Raw genomic sequence first — 19,357 nt, forward strand, 5'->3', positions numbered from 1 at the left:
CACGAATGTAAATGTGATACATTGATTTGTTTTTTATCCCATAAAATTTTAGTCGCTTTTTCATAATTAATCTTCTAACCAGGAACCAATGAAACTAATAAATTTGTTAAACCTCACTTTTGTTATCTGTGTATTTTCTGCTATTTCTATTAATGCACAAGAATATTTTTATAAAGATAAAACACCTTTTGATTCAGAAATCCCATCTCCAGAAGAATTTCTTGGATACCCTATTGGAAAGCAACATACGCGCCATGATCAAATTGTAGCTTATTTTGCTAAGCTCGCCAGTGTTTCGGATAAAGCAATACTAACGGATTATGGAAAAACACATGAAAATAGAAGGCTAGTGATGCTTACTGTTTCTACTCCAGAAAACATGAACAATCTATCTATGTTAAAACAGCAGCACTTGGCATTTACTGATCCTTCTAAGTCGACTGCTAATTATAATGAGGTACCCGTTTTTGTTCAGCTGGGGTATAATGTACATGGTAATGAACCCTCTGGCTCTGAAGCCGCGATGTTAATGGCATATACCCTGATCGCTTCTAATAGTGATGAGGTGAAGAATTATATAAAAAATGCAGTAATATTTATTGATCCAACCATCAATCCTGATGGTCGTGATAGACACACTCAATGGGCAAATCAATTTAAAGGTAGTCCTTTGGTTAGTGATAATTATGATATAGAACATAATGAAATGTGGCCATATGGTCGTACTAATCATTATTGGTTTGATCTTAATCGCGATTGGTTACTAGGGATTAATCCAGAAAGCCGAGGAAAATTAAAATGGTATCATCAATGGTATCCAAATGTAGTAACTGATTTTCATGAAATGGGAACGAATAGCACTTACTTTTTTGAACCTATGAAACCTATAGGCTCTCAAGATCCTATAATGCCCAAAAAGAATTATGAAGAACTGAATAATTTGTTTGCTCCATATTTTTCTGAAGCTTTGGATAATATTGGATCGTTTTATTTTACCAAAGAAGCGTTTGATGGTACGTACCCCGGGTATGGTTCTTCTTATCCAGATTTACAAGGGGCATTGGCTTTATTGTTTGAACAAGCAAGTTCTAGGGGGCATTTACAGGACACAGATTATGGCACTTTATCATTTCCCTTTACTATTAGAAATCAATATATATCCAGTATTGCAACAGTAAAAGCAGCAGTTGAAAATAAAGGAAAACTTCGCAGGTACCAACAGGATTTTTTTAAGTCAGCAGCGCATACTGTTTTAAACAAGAGCTATGGTGCTTATGAATTTGGAGACACATTTGATCAAAATCGAAATAAGGCTTTTATTGATAAATTGTTACTTCATAAGATTAAAGTATATAGGGATGGAGATAGATTTATTGTACCGGTTAAGCAGCCTCAACAACGTATGGTACAAACCGTTTTTGAGACCTATAATAAATATCGGGATAGCGTATTTTATGATGCTTCAGCATGGAGTTTGGCGAATTTTTATAATATGAAATACAAAGGTGTAAAATCTGTGAACTTGGGACAAGAGATTATTTCTACCGATGAATTAGTTAATATTACGAAAGTTTCAAAATCTGACTATGCTTACATTATGGATTGGGATGATTACAATGCTCCTGCGGCTTTATATTTTATGCAGTCTAAAGGGATAAAAGCTGCTTCAGCATTTAAACCATTTGGCAGTGTGACCTCTGAGGGAAAAAAAGATTTTAATTATGGCAGTGTAATGATTCCTGTGAGTAAACAGAAAAAAAATAGTGCAGAGGTGTATACAATTATAAAAGAAGCACAGAGAAAATTTAGTGTTCCGGTATATGCAGTTAATTCGGGTTTTAGTACATCAGGAATCGATCTGGGAAGCTCTAATTTTAGAAAACTTGATAAGCCTAAAGCAATGTTACTAGTGGGTGAAGGTGTTCGTTCTTATGAAGCTGGAGAGGTGTGGCATTTGCTAGACACTAGGGTACACATGCCTATTACCAAATTAAAACTAAATTATTTTAACCGTGCCTCCTTAAAGAAATACAATGTATTAGTGATGGTGTCTGGTAATTATTCTCAATTAGACTCCCTTCAACAGAAAAAAATAAAAGACTGGGTATCACAAGGAAATACTTTGGTTACTATTGCCAACGCTAGTAAATGGGCTATTGATAAAAAGATTGTTAAAGAAAAGTTTACTAAAAAAGAAAAAGATACTATCAAAAGTAAAGAGGCAAAACGATTGTCGTATGTAGATGCTGATGAGAATATAGGTCGAGAACGTTTGGGGGGTGCTATTTTTGAGGTCGATTTGGATATTACGCATCCATTAGGTTTTGGATATAGAGACAACTCTCTTCCTGTGTATAAAAATAATGAAGTGTTTATTGCACCAAGTGAGAATCCATACTCTACAGTAGCAAAATATACAGATAACGCACATATTGATGGTTATATTTCTGTAAGCAATTACAATAACTATTTAAAGCCTTCTGCTTCTCTAATTGTAAGCAAATTAGGTAATGGGCGTGTTGTTATGTTTGCTGACAACCCTAATTTTAGAGGATCCTGGTATGGGACTAATCGTTTATTTTTGAATGCATTATTTTTAGGAAACCATATTGATATCCCCAATGTAAAAGAGTGATGTACAGTGAAATAAATAACAAATCCCCTATTGTAAATATTAATAGGGGATTTGTTACATCTATTCTATTGTATAGTAATTATCCTATAAGATTATTTTCGACCAGATATTCACCGATTTGTACAGCATTGGTAGCAGCTCCTTTACGTAGATTATCTGCTACAATCCACATATTCAAAGCATTTTCTCTAGAGTGATCTCTTCTGATTCGACCAACAAAAACATCATTTTTACCTTCTGCATAAATAGGCATTGGGTATGTATTGGTATCAGGGTTGTCCTGCACTGTTACTCCTGATGTTTCGTTAAGAATTTGTCTTACGTCATTTTCTTTAAACTCCTGATCAAATTCAAGGTTTACACTTTCACTATGCCCTCCAACCACAGGAATACGAATTGCAGTTGCTGTTACAGCAATTGTACGGTCATCAAGGATTTTTTGAGTTTCGTTCACCAATTTCATTTCTTCTTTGGTATACCCATTTTCCTGAAACACATCACAATGCGGAATAGCATTACGGTGAATAGGATATGGATAAGCCATCTCTCCTTTTTCACCTGCATACTCATTCTCTAATTGTTGAACCGCTTTTACTCCAGTTCCGGTAATTGACTGATAGGTAGAAACAATTGCACGTTTTATTTTATACTTTTCATGTAATGGACCTAAAGCCATTACTAATTGTATAGTAGAACAATTAGGATTGGCAATGATTTTGTCATCTGCAGTTAAACTTTTGGCGTTGATTTCTGGGACTACTAATTTTTTTGTAGCGTCCATTCTCCAGGCAGATGAATTATCGATTACTGTAATTCCTGCTTCGGCAAATTTTGGAGCCCATTCTAGTGAGGTACTTCCTCCTGCAGAGAAAAGAGCAACATCTGGTTTCATCTCAATGGCAGTAGTAAGACCTACTACAGAAAAATCTTTACCTTTATACGAAATCTGTTTTCCAACAGACCGTTCAGAGGCTACAGGAATTAATTCTGTTACCGGAAAATTTCTTTCTTCTAATACTTTTAACATTACGGTTCCTACCAGACCGGTAGCACCTACTACAGCTACTTTCATCAGTTTATATTTATTTTCATTTTCGCATATGCGAACGTCAAACACTTTTTAAATTCATACAAATTTGAGGAATATTTCCTAGACAACAAGCATTTAAGTAAAAAAATATAGAAAATAGTATTAATTGTTATATATGTAACAATTTGTAAAAAAGAACCGCCCTGTTTCTGGGCGGTTTACTGTTAGAATATGTAGTATAGCGGTAGCTATAGATAATTCATTTATGATGTTGAGTTTTTATTTTTTAAGCAAATCTCTTATCTCTGCTAATAACTCTTCTTGAGTTGGTCCAGCTGGTGCTGCTGGAGCCTCTTCTTCTTCTTTTTTCTTGGATTTTTCATAAGCTTTGAGTACCATAAAAATAAACAAACCAACAATAATAAAATTAATTATTGCCTGGATTAAATTACCATAGGTCATTACTGCCGCTCCAGCTTCTTTAGCAGCGGCAAGAGTTGCGTATTCACCGCCGTCTAGAGCAATAAATTTTTGAGTAAAATCAGTTCCTCCAGTAATAACACCAATGACAGGCATTATAATATCTGCAACTGCAGAGCCAACAATTTTGTTAAATGCTCCTCCGATTACAACAGCTGTAGCCAGTGCAACAATATCTCCTTTTAACAGGAAGGATTTAAAATCTTTAAAAAATCCCATAATTAAGTATGTTTTAATAGTTAGTAGTGTACTAATTTAACAAAAAATTGAGAAATTAATCCAACAGCATATAATACTAATGACCTTTTCGTTAAAAATCAATTATCATCGATAACAACACGTTTTACTCTAGGGGAAATTGCGGTGAGTAACTCATAAGAAATGGTTCCAGAGATTTCTGCTACTTGAGCAGCACTCGAATTAGAATCAAAAATAACAACTTCATCTCCTTCTTTACAATCAATATCGGTAACATCCACCATGATCATATCCATACATACATTACCAATGATATAAGCTCTTTTATTTTGAATAGTCACAAAACCTTTTTTGTTTCCATATTGTCTGCTAATTCCGTCGGCATGTCCAATTGGTATTGTGGCAGTTTTGGTGAATTCTGAAGCAATGAATGCCCTGTTGTACCCTAATGACTCTCCTGGCTCTAATTCATGAATTTGTGAGATTACTGATTTTAAACCTGCTACTGGTTTTAATTCAGAGTCATATTTTGCATCATTGCCATATCCATATAGCCCTATCCCGGCACGTACCATATCAAAATGTGCCTCGGGATAATTAAGAATTCCAGAGGTGTTAGATTGATGAAGAATAGGAGTATACCCTAGTTTATCAATCATCTGCGTAGTCATTTCTTTAAAGGAGTTAATTTGTTTTATCGTAAATTCTTTTTCTGTAGCATCTTCACTAGCCGCCAGATGAGAAAGAAGAGCAGCCACCTTAATGGCTTTTGTTTTATGAAGAGTATCAAGGATATGCTCAACATCATTTTTGGAAAATCCAATTCTATTTAATCCACTATTAAATTTGATATGAACAGGATAGTCCTTTTGATTTTGTTCTGCGGCTGTTTCTATAAACGCACTAAGAACTCTGGAGCTGTATAGACTGGGTTGTAACTGGTATTCAATTAATTTTTTAAAATTTACAGGCTGTGGATGCAATACCAGAATAGGTGTTTTTACTCCAGATTTTCGAAGGGTAATTCCTTCAGAAACATAGGCAACAGCAAAGTAATCTGCTCCTGCTTTTTCAAGATGTTTTGCAATTATAGATGCGTCACTACCATAACCCGAAGCTTTAACGACTGCTAAAATTTTAACTCCTGGATTAACCTTACTTTTTAAATAATTAAAATTGTGAGTTAGATGAGCCAGATTGATTTGCAGAACAGTTTCTTTTATACTACTCATCTGATTTTTCCGGTTTTTTGGATATTTCTTTTGGGTCTTTAACCTGTATATGTTTTACTTTTTCTTTTAGCATGGCTTTAAAATATGCGGCACGACTTAAAGGCTCATACTCTTCGGTTTCTCCTAATAGGACTAAATCGTTTTTTGTGGATTTTCTATAACTAAATTGTGCAAGATTACCTGTTCTGGTGCAAACAGCATGTACTTTGGTAACATACTCTGCAGTAGCCATTAATGCAGGCATAGGGCCAAAGGGATTTCCTTTGAAATCCATATCTAATCCAGCGACTATAACACGTATTCCTTTATTCGCTAAATCGTTACAAACAGCCACTATCTCATCATCAAAAAATTGCGCTTCGTCAATTCCAACTACATCACAGGTGTCTGCCAGGATTCTTATATTGGCGGCTGCGGGAACAGGTGTCGAACGAATCTCATTAGAATCATGAGAGACAACCATTTCATCGTCATAACGAATATCAATAGCGGGTTTAAAAATTTCTACATTTTGTTTGGCAAATTGAGCACGCTTTAATCTACGAATCAATTCTTCAGTTTTACCTGAAAACATAGAACCACAGATTACTTCAATCCACCCAAATTGCTCTTTATGATTTACTGTATTTTCGAGAAACATTTTGTATTTTTCAGCATCTATTAAGAATTCCCTTCACCTTACTCTAAAGATGGGGTAAATTTATTAAAAAACAAAAAGCAGTATTATAAACGAATAAGAAAGTTATGAAGAAGAAATTGGAAGCAGAACTTATAAGTATTGCTCATAGAATCCTACAGCTTAAAGACAAGGCTACTATACCAAGATTACAAGAAGAAGCTAGGGAGTTATATGAGAAGTTAACTATTCTTAGCTTTTCCGAATCGCATTTTGCAGGACCACAGCCTACCATTGGTCAGATTAGAGCCGTTTTAGACACAAATGAGCCAGCAGAATTAAAGGAAGTAAAACAAGAAGTAGAAGAGATTATTGCTCCAGAACCTACCCATCCTGTAGAAGAAGAAAAGTTAGAGGAAAACTCTATAGAAGTACTTGAGAAGAAGGAAGAAGAAAAGGATAAGACTGTTGTAGAAAGTAAGCCCGAAATTATAATAGAAGAAATCAATGCAAGAGTTACAGAGGATCTTTTTGTTCCTGCAACTGCAGTTACAAAAGAAGGAGTAGATTTTTCTGAACCTGTAGTATCACAAGATTCATTTGAAAAAAATGACAAGGATGATGTTACTCCCACGGCTCAGGATATTTCTTTTTCTGATAAAATAGATAATGATGAACGACCCAAATCTCTTAACGATCAGCTTAGAAAAGAAATTCATATTGGATTAAATGATCGATTGGCTTTTATTAAATATCTTTTTGAAGGAAATGCTTCGGATTATAATCGGGTATTGTCTCAATTGAGTACCCTCAGAGGTAAAAAAGAAGCAGAAGAGTTTATCACTACAATGATAAAACCTGATTATAATAACTGGAAAGATAAGGAGGAATATGAAGAACGTTTTATGAATATAGTTCTTAGTAAATTTGATCATTAATACTAAGTTATGAAAATTATATACTGGATTGCTACAGGGGCTTTATGTGCAATACTATTGTATTCTGCACAGATGTATTTTTTTAAAACCGAAATGGTAGAAGGTTTTTTTAAAAACTTTAATTACCCAACTTATATTGTAATACCTCTGGCAATAGCCAAAGTATTAGGAGTAATAGCAATTCTTACCAATAAAATAAAATGGATTAAAGAGTGGGCATATGCCGGTATTTTCTTTGATTTGGTTCTAGCCAGTTTGGCTCATTATTATGCAGGACACCCTGTAGGGTTATCTGTATATGCAATTGTAATCCTTATAATATCCTATATTGTCGGAAAAAAAATAAGACCCTAATGTCAAAATTATACTTAGTCCCTACACCTATTGGTAATCTTGATGATATGACTTTTAGAGCGATTAAAGTTCTCGAAGCTGCAGATTTGATACTAGCCGAAGATACACGTACTAGTGGAAAATTATTGAAGCACTTCGAGATAACAACGCCGATGCAAAGTCATCATATGCATAATGAACATAAAACCGTAGATCGCATTATTCAAAAATTACAAGGAGGTGAAATTATTGCTTTGATTAGTGATGCTGGAACTCCAGCGATAAGTGATCCCGGTTTTTTGCTAACCAGAGCATGTGTAGAAAATAAAGTAGAAGTAGAGTGCCTGCCAGGAGCAACAGCCTTTGTCCCGGCTTTGGTTAATAGTGGTTTGCCTAATGATAAGTTTGTTTTTGAAGGATTTTTACCAGCAAAAAAAGGTAGACAAACAAGATTAAAGCTCTTATCAGAAGAAACCAGAACGATGATTTTTTATGAATCCCCTCATAAACTGGTTAAAACATTAAATAATTTTGTTGAGTATTTTGGGGCAGATCGACAAGCTTCTGTATCAAGAGAATTAAGTAAGCTACACGAAGAAACCATTCGGGGTAGTGTCGAAGAAGTGATGAAACACTTCGAAAAAAAACCTCCAAAAGGTGAAATAGTTATTGTTATAAGCGGAAAAAAATAACCTATGAAAATATCAGATTTTTTTAGAAAATTAAAAACAACTCCAGAAGAGGTTTCTTTTGAAGATACCATGAACACAATTGAAGAAAGTTATGACTTTGCTGCTACAGCTTTTGAGAATGGAACCCTAAGCAATGAAGAAGGGCAAAATTCGGGTTCTTGTAAGTTGTTTTATTTTGCTAAACTAAATGATTTGACAGAAGAAGAGACTTTATTCTGTTTTGGAAATTATTATAGAATAGATGTACTTGAACACCCAGAGGGAGAAGATCATCAAAATATTCGAAATTTTATGAAAACGGGATGGACTGGGGTTTCGTTTAAAAAACAAGCATTATTTGAGAAACAGATATAAGTATACCATTTTTATAGTGGCTATAGTTGTATTTGTATTATGGCAACTACCTTATTTTGGATGGATTCAATTTCCATTTATATTATTAGGAACCTGGTTTCATGAAATGGGGCATGGGCTTACTGCCATACTCGTGGGTGGAAGTTTTAAATATCTCGAGATTTATGAAAATGGTGGTGGTGTGGCGTATTATACAATTACCAATGGTTATATGCCTCTTTCTATAGCAAATGCATTGGTTGCGGCAGGAGGTTTATTAGGACCTGCAATTACAGGAGCCATGCTTATTATTAGTGGTAAATCCCATAAAAGTGCAAGAATAGCATTAAGGGTCCTGATTGGAGTGATAATACTTTCCTTGATTTTATGGATTCGATCATTTTGGGGAATTGCAGTACTTATCTCATTTGTGATTTTTTTGATAGCAATTACTTTATTCAAAAACCAAAAACTAGAGGTAGTTACTATCTTATTTTTAGGTTTGCAATCTGTACTAAGTACATATCTTCAGTTGGATTACTTGTTTACAAAAGAATTTGAAAGAGATGGTGCAATTCAGATTTCAGACACCCAGGCAATTGCCGAGAATACTATTGGAACCTATTGGATCTGGGCAATATTAATTGTTTTGATAAGTGTCTATTTACTTTGGAAGAGTTTTCAGTTTTATTTTAAAAAATAATATGATTTGCTATTGCTGGCAACAATCGAGTTAGTCTAAAAATTATTTATAAAAAAACCTTCTAGAGTTTTTAAGCGCTAGAAGGTTTGATAAAATGTATTTTTTAGACTTAATCAAAAGAGGTTAAACATGTTTTCCTTTTTCCCAACCATGTTTGCCAAGATATTGTTCTCCAGATTCTATAGCACCTTCTTCTACTGTTGTACCCATAGAGTCATTCCAACGATTTAAGTATCCAAATAAAGAAATTACGCCTAGCATTTCTACAATTTCACCTTCATCCCAGTGTTTGTATAATTCCTCTTTTATTTGATCATCTACAGCATTTGGGATAACAGAAGCGGCAAGAGAAAAATCAAGTGCAGCACGTTCTGCATCACTAAAAGCTGGATGGGTTTTATATTCCCAGATATTATCTAATTGTTCTTGTTCTGCTCCATATCGTTCTGCAGCTCTAATAGCATGTGCCTGGCAGTATCTACATCCTGTAGCATTACTACTTACCCAGGCAATCATACGTTTGAGAGCCGAGGTTACTCGACCTTCATTTGCCATAACAGCCTTGTTGAGATTTATAAATGCTTTTGAAATAGCAGGTCTTCTTTGCATTGTAAGTACCGAATTAGGGCAAAAGCCTAATGTTTCATTAAAAAATTCTGCTAACTCTTTGGTTGCAGGATCATGGTTAGCGGGTAAGGGAGTAACTAATGCCATATATTTTTTTTAGATATTAAATATTAAATTTTTGAGCAAACCAAAATACAAAACTAATGGCAAATTAGGAGGGGTCGTTATGTTTTTTGTACTTTGGATTTTTTAATTCCAGAATTTACCATATTAATGAGATGGATACTACAACCCAAACCTGATACATCAACAATACAGCGTTTAGCAGAGGCTCTTAATGTAGATACAATAATTGCTACGTTATTGGTGCAACGAGGAATTGAAACTTTTGATCAGGCAAAAAGTTTTTTTAGACCCTCTTTAGAAGAGCTCCACGATCCTTTTTTAATGAAAGATATGGATCTGGCAGTTATTAGGGTTCAAAAAGCAATTGATAACAATGAAAACATAATGGTTTATGGAGATTATGATGTAGATGGCACTACATCGGTGGCATTATTATCTTCATATCTAAAGACGCTGTCTTCGCAGATTACTACATATATTCCAGATCGATATGAAGAAGGATATGGTGTTTCATATAAAGGAATTGATTATGCAGATGATAATGATATTTCTTTGATCATAGCATTAGATTGTGGGATTAAGGCTATTGATAAAGTTGCGTATGCCAAATCTAAAGGGATAGACTTCGTTATTTGTGATCATCACAGACCAGGAGGCAAGATCCCAGAAGCGGTTGCAGTTCTGGATCCTAAGCGGCAGGATTGTGACTATCCTTATAAGGAGTTATGCGGATGTGGAGTGGGCTTTAAATTAATTCAGGCACTAGCAGTAGGTCAAAATCAGACTATAGATGATCTGGTATTGTATTTAGATCTTGTGGCTACGGCAATTGGAGCAGATATTGTGCCAATAACCGGGGAGAACCGGACTCTGGCGTATTATGGATTACAAGTTATTAATATGAATCCCAGAATAGGCTTTAAAGCAATGCTATCTGAAGTTAAAAAGAAAAGTTTAACGATAACAGATGTAGTATTTATGATTGCTCCTAGAATTAATGCCGCTGGAAGAATGAAACATGGACTGCATGCTGTTAATTTATTGACAGAAGAAAATCTTGAAACGGCATTGCAATATGCAGCAGAAATAGAGCTGTATAATAGTGAAAGGAAAGATGCAGATAAAAGAATTACCCAAGAAGCATTGGAGCAAATACGACAAAACAATGAAGAAGATAGATTAACCACTGTGGTATATGAAGAAAGCTGGCATAAGGGCGTGATAGGAATTGTAGCTTCACGATTAACAGAAACTTATTATCGTCCGACTTTAGTATTTACAAAAAGTGGTTCCACATTAGCCGCTTCGGCCAGATCTGTAAAAGGATTTGATGTATATAATGCATTAGAGGCATGCTCTGATTATATAGAGCAATTTGGAGGACACAAATATGCAGCCGGATTAACCTTGTTAGAAGAACAATATGAACCCTTTAAACAAAAGTTTGAAGAAGAAGTGTCCTCAACTATTGATAAAAAACTACTAGTCCCCGAGGTAACTGTAGATATGGAAATAGAATTGGATCAAATCACACCCAAATTTTATCGTATTTTAAAGCAATTTGCACCTCATGGTCCAGGAAATATGTCTCCAGTTTTTATGACAGAAGGGTTAACTGATACAGGATATGGAAAAGGCGTGGGAGCCGATGAAAAGCATCTTAAATGTAAAGTGCAGAAAAATAAGGTTGCTATTGGAGCAATTGGTTTTAATCTTGGTTCAAAATGTAACCTGATTGCTCAAGGACAAAGAATAAAAGCTGCATATACAATAGATGAAAACGAATGGAATGGAGAAGTATCTTTACAATTAAAGCTAAAAGATATTAATTGATTTTTTAGATCTCGTAGTATTTGTAAGGTAATGGTTAATCAATTAGTGTAGATTCTACTATCATCTGGACATTTAACAATATTTAATCTTGTTTTTATTTAGATTTATTATAAATAGTATTATTTTTGAAGTAAAGATAGATTCAAAATGAACGCTATAGATAAAATTTACAGTAATGAACTAGGTATTTCTTTTTTCTGGAAGCAAGAAAAGCAAAACCCTATTTCCAAAGTTCAATTGGTTTTTAGAGACATTGGATTTTTATTGACTTTAAATGAATTAAAGGATTTTTCAAATTCATGTACTGTTACAATTGAGTCACAGTGCTGTAATCAATGCAATAGTCCACAACAATGTAGGACGTTATTATTAAGAACTCCTTCAGATAAGATAGACCTTGCTGTAAATAGAGATGAGCTTCATCAAATTCAAGAGTTAATTAATGGTACAATCTATCGAGTAGAGTTGCAGGATTGGTTTAAAAATCTGCCTCTTAATTAAGGAAATCAATAATTTTATATGTGATTTCACTCGCCTTAGTTTCCTGCAAAAAATGTTTTTCGTCTATAAAATGAATATCTTCCTGATCTACTTTAAGTGCATTGGCAGCTTTAGATTGTTGTGGAGGCCATTGTAGCATGGTATCATGTATTCCCCATATAACGGTAACGGGGATATCTATATTTTCAAAAACATCAGAATAATCAGGTAATTCATTACATGTCTGACTATAAAAATAGTACATGCCATGTGTTTTTCCTTCTAACAAAGGAGTTTTATACCCTTCAACATCCAGAACATTTAGAACATTTTCTTTGAGACCTTGATTAAACAAACCTTTAAGCAAGGTATTTGTAGTAACTCCATTTCTATAGCCCCACATTGCTGTTTTTGCCAACCCTCCCGGTTTCATTCTTACAGGAGGATAGAATCCGGCTTCATAAATAATAGTATTTAGTACAATTAGGTTTTCAATTTTATCAGGAGCTTGTTTCATAAGTTCCCATGTCCATAATCCACCTGCGTCATGCATTACATGAGACCAGGTATCTATTCCTAATGCATCCATAAGTTGTAATAATCTTTTGGCATGATTTTCTGCATTATAAATCTCAAAGCCTTCGGGAGAATCACTAGAACCAAAGCCCAGCATATCGGGTACAATTACACGATATCCATTTGCAACCAACGGCTTAATCATTTTACGATATAACCACCCCGAGGTTGGTACTCCGTGAAGAAGTACAATTGCAGGACCATTTCCTTTATCTATATACTTAATAATACCATCATCAGAAGGGAAAGTACGTTGATCTACCCTAAAATCTTCATATGTAATCTGATTTTTTCTGATTTTAGTGTTTTGATACGGTTTGCACGAAAAAAGGAGTATACCAAGAAGGGCTAATATCGAAATCTTCTTCATTATTATAATGATTTATGTGATAGCAATTTACTTAAATTCATTTAAATGGATTAACGTACTAATTTTAAGAATATTTGCGGCACTGCCATTTTTGTAATTAATGGATTTTCTTTATGGTGATTTGATTGTTATTAAAGCTAAAATTACTTCCAACGGTTTTTCCTAGAAGTAATTTTCCTATTGGAGAATTGGCAGCAACAGCAAAAAATGAATCTTTCTCCACAATTAGTTTTCCGACAGAAATACTTATAAAATAATTAGCTTGCGAAGTAGAGATTAAACTTCCTAGTCGAATATGATTAGAATGAGTGATGGAGATCTTTGATAAAACCTCTTGTAGCTTTTGGATCTCAGCCAGTTGTTTTCCGGCTTTTTCACGTTCTAATTGTAACATAGCCCGACCTGTTTCATGCTTATCCCCAGCGCTGCTTTTAGTTTCTGAGGTTAAAGATTCCTGAATATCAGAAATAGTATGTTGAATCCTTTTTAGCCTTTGGTCTACATAGTTTTGGCATTGTATTAAAAGCTCTTTTTTTATCTTTTCAGGGTTCATATTTTTATTTCTTATCAAGTATTAACGGGCCATAATTACGCATTTGTACGATGATCCATTTTTTTCTTTTTTCGGTATACTTTGAAGCGGGATTAGCCAAAAATCGATTAGGATTTGGTAGAATAGCTGCGATTGCAGCCGCTTCATCTCTTTTTAATCCAGCAGCATTGGTATTAAACCAAAATTGAGCAGCGGCTTGTGCACCATAAATCCCATTGCCCATTTCTATACTGTTTAAGTAAATTTCTAAAATACGTTCTTTACTCCAAAACGTTTCGATCAAAAAGGTAAAATAAGTTTCTAACCCTTTTCTTACCCAGCTACGATGAGGCCATAGAAAAACATTTTTGGCAGTTTGTTGAGAAATGGTACTGGCTCCTCTTAATCGTTTTCCTGATTTATATTCAATCATTGCTTTTTGAATTGCTTTTTTGTCAAAACCATGATGCTCAATGAATCGCTGGTCTTCACTACAAATAACTGCAAGTTGTAATGTTTTAGAGATTTTGGATAGGGGTTTCCATTGGTGTCTAATCGTGTATTTGTTTTTTGATTGTAGCTTTCGAATTACCATTAATGGGGTACCAGGAACATTAATCCATTTGTATAGAAATACCCAAAGAACGCTTAGTATGATAAAGACAATACAGCTTTTGGTAATAAAGCGAAAGAGTTTTTTCATGATTTGATTAACTTATAAAAGATCTGCTAACTCTGCACCAACTAAACTTCCTATTGCTACGCCCATTCCACCTTGGCGCACACCGCAAAAAACATTTTGAGATAGTTGTTTGATAATAGATTGTTTTTGATCTCCAACTCCCATGATCCCACTCCATCGATGATCAATTTCAAATCTGGTATTAGGCAAAATTATTTGGGATAAAAGATCTTCTAACTTTTGTTGTATTAATTCTGTTTGAGCAAGATCAGTAGTTTCTTCAGCCTTAAAATCTAAGTTTCTACCGCCCCCAAAAAGAATTCGATTATCAATATTTCTAAAATAGTAGTACCCTTTTTCTAGATGAAACGTTCCTTTGATCTGTAAATTGTCTATAGGATGAGTAATAAGAACCTGGGCTCTGGCAGGTTTTACTCCTTTAATCCCCAATTGAGAAGCAAAACCATTTGTGGCGATTACTATTTTGTTTGTAGAAAACGTAAATCGGTTAGTTTTTATATGAACAGAAGAGTTGTCATCATTAAGAGCTTCAACCGTACAGTTGTTTAAAATCCTTATCCCAGAAGATTGTACTTTTTTTAATAAAGCATCCATCATTTTTCCTGTGTCGATTTGACCTTCGAATTGATTTATAACGTATTGAGGTTGGATAGTGTTAAAATGGAAATAATTAGCGCTTAGATCAAAGACATCGTCTTTAAAAATTGGCTTTAGCAGTTTGTTGATCTGTTCTCTCTTTGAAAGGCATTCTTCATACAAAGCTTTATCTTCTTTTGTAAAAAGTTCATAGCCTCCGTTTTGAATATAATCAATAGTTTGATCTCCTAAATGTTGTCTTAACAATTGAAGACCATCGTACCTTTTTTTTACTAGCTGCAAGACCTCTTCTTCACTATGAGAATTTAAATCGTCCAGAATTTCAGAAAGGCTTCCAAAACAGGCAAAACCGGCATTTTTGGTACTGGCGCCATTAGGCAATATCCCTCTCTCTAGGATAAGAATTTTTGCTTTCGGAAATTTATTTCTTAATTGAAACGCGCAGCTAAGCCCAACAATTCCGCTACCGACAATTGTAAAATCAATATTAGATAACCAAGTTTTATATTCCCAATAACTTAATGACATTTATCTCATTTAAATATCTGCGTAAAAGCGTTTATAGTCCGTTCTTTAAAAGTAATAATTCCTTCTAAATGTATTGTCTTTGTATCGTTGTTTTTTGCTTTTATATCTATAGAATTCATAGAAGAGATATACGAATTGATAATAGGGAAATGATTTTCTTTTATTAGTTGATCAATATGTACCTGTATTCTAAAAAAATCCGTCGACATTTCTGTCTTTTGGAAAGGTAATGAAAACTCTTTTGAAGTACTTACTATGAATTTGTTTTCTTTTTGCGCTGCATAGAACTGATAAAAAGGAATTTCTTTTACAAATTGATTTTTATCAATAACTCGGCTGTTTTTTAGATATCTCTCAATAGTATTTGTGCTATCTGCCGTAATACTAAGCGACATGTTTGGAACCGTTTTTTCTTTTAAAGACACTACAGGTACTTTTTCAAAGTCATCATTGTACTCATAAGTTATGATACTGTCTTTCTGAAAAGTAGTACCTCCTAATTGAAACGTTATAAGGTCATTGAAATGTTGGGTTATAGAATCTGTAGCTAGAGTGGTTGTTCCCCAGTTTATCTCTTTTCCAAATATTTTTGATAAAGACAACTTATTTTTGGGTTTTCCAGACATATACATCTGAATACACTTGTTATTTGAAAATGAAGGCACTTTTGAGGACTTGTTAAATATAATTTCACTTGAGTTATTAAAACTACCTGTAAGTTCTATCACCCCATCTTTACCATCCAGATGTAGCATCATTTCTTTTCTTCCCGCAATACTTATATGGTGCTCTTCATTTATTAGTTGTTGTAACAGATGGTGAGTCGGTACCATGTATTTTTTATGAATCAAAATCTCTTCAAATACTTTTGAAACATCTTCTTTTTTGTAGGAGAGCGCAATAACAACTGTTTTGTCTAATTGCGCAATTGAGATGGTTTTCTTTTTGTTTGTCTTTTGATAGAAACCTTCTCTTTTTACTTCGTGAGAGGCTCCCAGTGTTTTGCTTAAATAAGAGATTGCCTGTGTTGAGTCCGAAATTTTTAGGGTACAAAAGATTGTATTTGATGCTTTTGGAACGGTATATAAAAATACACTTGCCGGAATATTGATTCCTTTGCCGTCACTTTTTTCTCCTGATATTGAATCCTCTTCTTTTGAAGAGTAATACTCCATATTCCCGACAAAATCCCAAGCCAAAGTTTTCATCAATTCATTAACGTCTACTTTTATTATAGTTGTTGCATCTGCGTGCACTACTTCTTTATAGGCTTGTCTCTGCCAATTTTTATATAAAACAACAAACACTACCAATAGGATTAGTAGTGCTGTTGTGATGACAATTTTATATTTTTTCATATTACTTATCGATCTCTTCAAGAAGAGTGATTAGATATTTTAATCCATTAGCATGCCCTGTTGGTACTCCCATTTTTAGCTCTAAGGTCATGTTATTGTTTTTAATTTTGGAAGTGGTCAACTGGATGTCTTCTACATTGTTAAATACATAATCTAATTTTTTCTTACCTCTATTACTCCTTTCAAAATTTTTGGCTATTCCAACTACTTCTTTAGTATTTATATAAATACTACTAGAGCTTTTTTGCAAAATTTGTCTATGCTTTTTCGAGATCTTGACGGGCGTATTACCTGCTTTTTTGATTCTCTCTAATGAGGTTCCTATAGATATTATACCATTTTCAATCTTAGCGTAGATCTCTGTTGGAAACTCTCTGTGAGTAATCGTGTATATTCCGTTTTTGTATGATGCAAATCCTTTTTCCTGGCTAAACTTAAGTATTTTTTTGAGTAAACTTGTATCATCAGAAGACAATAGTAGTAGAAAATCCGGGATAGTTTCAGTTTTTGTTTTTTCTACCTCGGTATATTTATAGTCCTCGTCGTATTCGTAGGTTTTATATGTAACTTCTTTATCAGAGAGATCATACATTAAAAATAAGGCATCTCCCTTAATAACTTTTCCTATTGCTTTTTCGTCTAATATCACCGAAATTAGATTTGTAATAATATCTGCTTCAGTCTCAAAAAGTCCACCTAGGCTGTTTTTTACCATTTTAGGATATTCTACCAAGAATTTTTCGGTGTCTATTGCATAAGAAGCATAACCTAGAATTTCTTCTTCGCTAATATATTTAAGGAATTTCTTGTTTAAAGAACCGCTATATACTTTCTTCATTCTAGCCGCCATTTTATTATCCATATGATAAACAATGCTAGCTTTTAGCTCATCTTTTTCGGCATACAGGTGTCCAGAAAGCCCTTGGGTTCCGAATTTTGCAGGGTTCATACCATTATAGAACAACTCTGAATAGCGACCCATATCTGCTTCTTTTAAAATATCAGAATATATCTCCATAATATCTGAAATCCATATGGAGAATTCAGCATTTTTATCACGGGATTTTGTATAATCTGCATTGGAGAATATAGATTGTTGCTGTGAAAAAGGTTTGTTGAAAATCTGATCAATTTTGCTTTCGATAAATTGAAAAGCTATTTCTCTTTTTTGAGATCTGTTTTCAAAAATCTCATAACTTCTGTATTCAACCGGAGACTCCTTATCACCATTTTCTTTTATTGATAAGTTATATCTTTTTCTTACTTCATTATTAGAAAAATAGGATTTAGATATCTGCCCATGAACAAATAGCATCATTTGATCGTTCCATGCTATGACAGAATTTTTATCATGATTTTTATAAAAGGCTTTTACTCCTTTAATCTCTTTAATGTTTTCTGATTCATGAATAAGCGATTCGAATTGATTAACATCATTTATAGGGATCAATGAACAATGATACCTAATACTATCTGTTACCTGGTAAAAATAATAGCCTGTAGAAGCAATATCAACACCTAATTCTGCAATGCTATGAATTTTTCCTTTCCTCGATACTTCTTTGATTATTTCTTTTCCAGGAGTAGTTTTGTCAAACTCTTCAATAGGAAAAAGTTCTGTAAGGTTTTCTCCTTTTAAAGAGGCTACAGCGTATACTTCTTTAGGTATTTTGCTAGCTAGGTCTTGAGCACTTATGTGTATTGCACTAAGCAGTACAATGGTAAATAGATAGAATTTATTCATTATTAAGTAATTATTTTGCTAATTGGATTTTGGTGGTGAGTGTTGCTTTGCCGTTTATTAAATCTATTGCATTGACTCTATGCATGGTCGCTTTTTTTGATTTAGAGACCTTTGTTGCCGTGTTTGAAACAGATCGAATTTCTTTCTCAAATCTATAAATGCTAGTGTATGAAGCATTTTCAAAGATTTTTTTATTGTCGTTTGATAGTTTGTTGTATTGTCTTAGTAATTCTGGATCGTAGCTGTATTTTTTAATAAACTCACTGCTTATATTATCATATTTATATGAGTTATATGATCCAATCTTTACTTTCTGTTTATTGAGTACCTCTTTGGTCAGATTATTTATACTCTTAATGTTTTTAAAAGAGCAACTAACAGAAAACACATAGTTTTCATAATCTTCTTTTTTGGTAATATTATAGATCCCTTCAGAATTTTTTAGATAATTTACTACTTCTATCATCCCCTCTTTAAGGTCTTCTTTTGATGGTACTTTATGACCATTTATGCTGTCCAAAAGCATTATAGATTTGATCTTGGATTTGCTTTGGCTTAGGTTTATGGTAAGAGTAAAATCTCCTGAACCATCTTTATTAACATTTACTTCTTCAAGTACTTCAAAACAAGATGTAAGAGACAAGAGTGCTATTACTGTTAAAAGTTTTGCTATTTGTTTTTTTAGCATAATTAGTCTTTTAGTTTTTAATGAAGATTGAGATTCAAGGGGAGTACAAAAATGCAACTAAAAAA

The 19,357-nt window shown here is 33.7% G+C and carries 20 protein-coding genes; 8 read left to right on the top strand and 12 right to left on the bottom strand.

What is annotated here, in order from left to right:
- Positions 1-88: 88 nt before the first annotated feature.
- Positions 89-2,635 carry a M14 family zinc carboxypeptidase gene (locus C1X07_RS06720; protein ID WP_103069212.1) on the top strand — a complete coding sequence of 849 codons (2,547 nt, stop codon included), beginning with the start codon at positions 89-91 and terminating at the stop codon, positions 2,633-2,635.
- A 79-nt stretch (positions 2,636-2,714) separates the two neighbouring features.
- On the opposite strand, the gene C1X07_RS06725 is transcribed toward C1X07_RS06720, so the two are convergent.
- From C1X07_RS06725 to C1X07_RS06740, 4 genes are all read right to left on the bottom strand, one after another.
- Positions 2,715-3,707, bottom strand: coding sequence for an aspartate-semialdehyde dehydrogenase (locus C1X07_RS06725; protein ID WP_103069213.1), 993 nt, complete (start codon positions 3,705-3,707; stop codon positions 2,715-2,717).
- Positions 3,708-3,944: 237 nt separating this feature from the next.
- Entirely contained in the window at positions 3,945-4,364 is a 420-nt protein-coding gene (mscL, locus tag C1X07_RS06730) for a large conductance mechanosensitive channel protein MscL (RefSeq protein WP_103069214.1), read from the bottom strand.
- Positions 4,365-4,462: 98 nt separating this feature from the next.
- The gene (gene alr / locus C1X07_RS06735; protein WP_103069215.1) at positions 4,463-5,575 is read right to left on the bottom strand and encodes an alanine racemase; all 1,113 of its coding nucleotides are present in this window, start codon (positions 5,573-5,575) and stop codon (positions 4,463-4,465) included.
- Positions 5,568-6,215, bottom strand: coding sequence for a thymidine kinase (locus C1X07_RS06740; RefSeq protein ID WP_103069216.1), 648 nt, complete (start codon positions 6,213-6,215; stop codon positions 5,568-5,570). The genes alr and C1X07_RS06740 overlap by 8 nt, the downstream gene beginning before the upstream one ends.
- 104 nt (positions 6,216-6,319) lie before the next feature.
- Here C1X07_RS06740 and C1X07_RS06745 point away from each other — a divergent pair, with 104 nt between their 5' ends.
- The 5 genes from C1X07_RS06745 to C1X07_RS06765 are packed head-to-tail and all read left to right on the top strand — an operon-like array spanning position 6,320 to position 9,190.
- On the top strand, positions 6,320-7,129 hold the full coding sequence (locus tag C1X07_RS06745; RefSeq protein WP_103069217.1) for a hypothetical protein: 810 nt from the start codon (positions 6,320-6,322) through the stop codon (positions 7,127-7,129).
- A gap of 9 nt (positions 7,130-7,138) precedes the next feature.
- Positions 7,139-7,483: a DoxX family protein gene (locus tag C1X07_RS06750; protein ID WP_103069218.1), complete on the top strand. Its 345-nt coding sequence runs from the start codon at positions 7,139-7,141 to the stop codon at positions 7,481-7,483.
- A complete protein-coding gene (gene rsmI / locus C1X07_RS06755; RefSeq protein ID WP_103069219.1) occupies positions 7,483-8,154 on the top strand; it encodes a 16S rRNA (cytidine(1402)-2'-O)-methyltransferase in 672 nt (223 codons plus the stop codon). The genes C1X07_RS06750 and rsmI overlap by 1 nt, the downstream gene beginning before the upstream one ends.
- Before the next feature lie 3 nt (positions 8,155-8,157).
- The gene (locus C1X07_RS06760) at positions 8,158-8,508 is read left to right on the top strand and encodes a HopJ type III effector protein (protein ID WP_103069220.1); all 351 of its coding nucleotides are present in this window, start codon (positions 8,158-8,160) and stop codon (positions 8,506-8,508) included.
- Positions 8,492-9,190, top strand: a complete 699-nt coding sequence (locus tag C1X07_RS06765) for a M50 family metallopeptidase (RefSeq protein WP_103069221.1) — start codon at positions 8,492-8,494, stop codon at positions 9,188-9,190. The genes C1X07_RS06760 and C1X07_RS06765 overlap by 17 nt, the downstream gene beginning before the upstream one ends.
- A gap of 123 nt (positions 9,191-9,313) precedes the next feature.
- On the opposite strand, the gene C1X07_RS06770 is transcribed toward C1X07_RS06765, so the two are convergent.
- Entirely contained in the window at positions 9,314-9,904 is a 591-nt protein-coding gene (locus C1X07_RS06770; protein WP_103069222.1) for a carboxymuconolactone decarboxylase family protein, read from the bottom strand.
- A gap of 126 nt (positions 9,905-10,030) precedes the next feature.
- On the opposite strand from C1X07_RS06770, the gene recJ reads away from it, so the two are divergent.
- Together recJ and C1X07_RS06780 are read left to right on the top strand one after the other, a co-directional pair.
- Complete coding sequence (gene recJ, locus C1X07_RS06775; protein ID WP_103069223.1) at positions 10,031-11,716, top strand: single-stranded-DNA-specific exonuclease RecJ; 1,686 nt, start codon at positions 10,031-10,033, stop codon at positions 11,714-11,716.
- Positions 11,717-11,863: 147 nt separating this feature from the next.
- Positions 11,864-12,217: a hypothetical protein gene (locus C1X07_RS06780; RefSeq protein ID WP_103069224.1), complete on the top strand. Its 354-nt coding sequence runs from the start codon at positions 11,864-11,866 to the stop codon at positions 12,215-12,217.
- Here C1X07_RS06780 and C1X07_RS06785 read toward each other — a convergent pair.
- The 7 genes from C1X07_RS06785 to C1X07_RS06815 form a co-directional block, all read right to left on the bottom strand.
- Positions 12,210-13,142 carry an alpha/beta fold hydrolase gene (locus C1X07_RS06785; RefSeq protein ID WP_103069225.1) on the bottom strand — a complete coding sequence of 311 codons (933 nt, stop codon included), beginning with the start codon at positions 13,140-13,142 and terminating at the stop codon, positions 12,210-12,212. The genes C1X07_RS06780 and C1X07_RS06785 overlap by 8 nt on opposite strands.
- A gap of 97 nt (positions 13,143-13,239) precedes the next feature.
- Positions 13,240-13,695 carry a 3-oxoacyl-ACP synthase gene (locus C1X07_RS06790; protein ID WP_103069613.1) on the bottom strand — a complete coding sequence of 152 codons (456 nt, stop codon included), beginning with the start codon at positions 13,693-13,695 and terminating at the stop codon, positions 13,240-13,242.
- 4 nt (positions 13,696-13,699) lie between these two features.
- The gene (mtgA, locus tag C1X07_RS06795; RefSeq protein WP_241507221.1) at positions 13,700-14,380 is read right to left on the bottom strand and encodes a monofunctional biosynthetic peptidoglycan transglycosylase; all 681 of its coding nucleotides are present in this window, start codon (positions 14,378-14,380) and stop codon (positions 13,700-13,702) included.
- Between the two features lie 9 nt (positions 14,381-14,389).
- On the bottom strand, positions 14,390-15,502 hold the full coding sequence (locus tag C1X07_RS06800) for an NAD(P)/FAD-dependent oxidoreductase (protein WP_103069227.1): 1,113 nt from the start codon (positions 15,500-15,502) through the stop codon (positions 14,390-14,392).
- A 5-nt stretch (positions 15,503-15,507) separates the two neighbouring features.
- Complete coding sequence (locus tag C1X07_RS06805) at positions 15,508-16,860, bottom strand: hypothetical protein (RefSeq protein WP_103069228.1); 1,353 nt, start codon at positions 16,858-16,860, stop codon at positions 15,508-15,510.
- Position 16,861: 1 nt separating this feature from the next.
- Positions 16,862-18,604 (bottom strand): hypothetical protein, encoded by a 1,743-nt coding sequence (locus C1X07_RS06810; protein ID WP_103069229.1) that lies wholly within the window; start codon positions 18,602-18,604, stop codon positions 16,862-16,864.
- A gap of 10 nt (positions 18,605-18,614) precedes the next feature.
- Complete coding sequence (locus tag C1X07_RS06815; protein WP_128755213.1) at positions 18,615-19,292, bottom strand: hypothetical protein; 678 nt, start codon at positions 19,290-19,292, stop codon at positions 18,615-18,617.
- Positions 19,293-19,357: the final 65 nt, after the last annotated feature.

Origin of the sequence: Aquimarina sediminis (assembly GCF_002895435.1) — a bacterium.
Lineage (GTDB): Bacteria > Bacteroidota > Bacteroidia > Flavobacteriales > Flavobacteriaceae > Aquimarina > Aquimarina sediminis.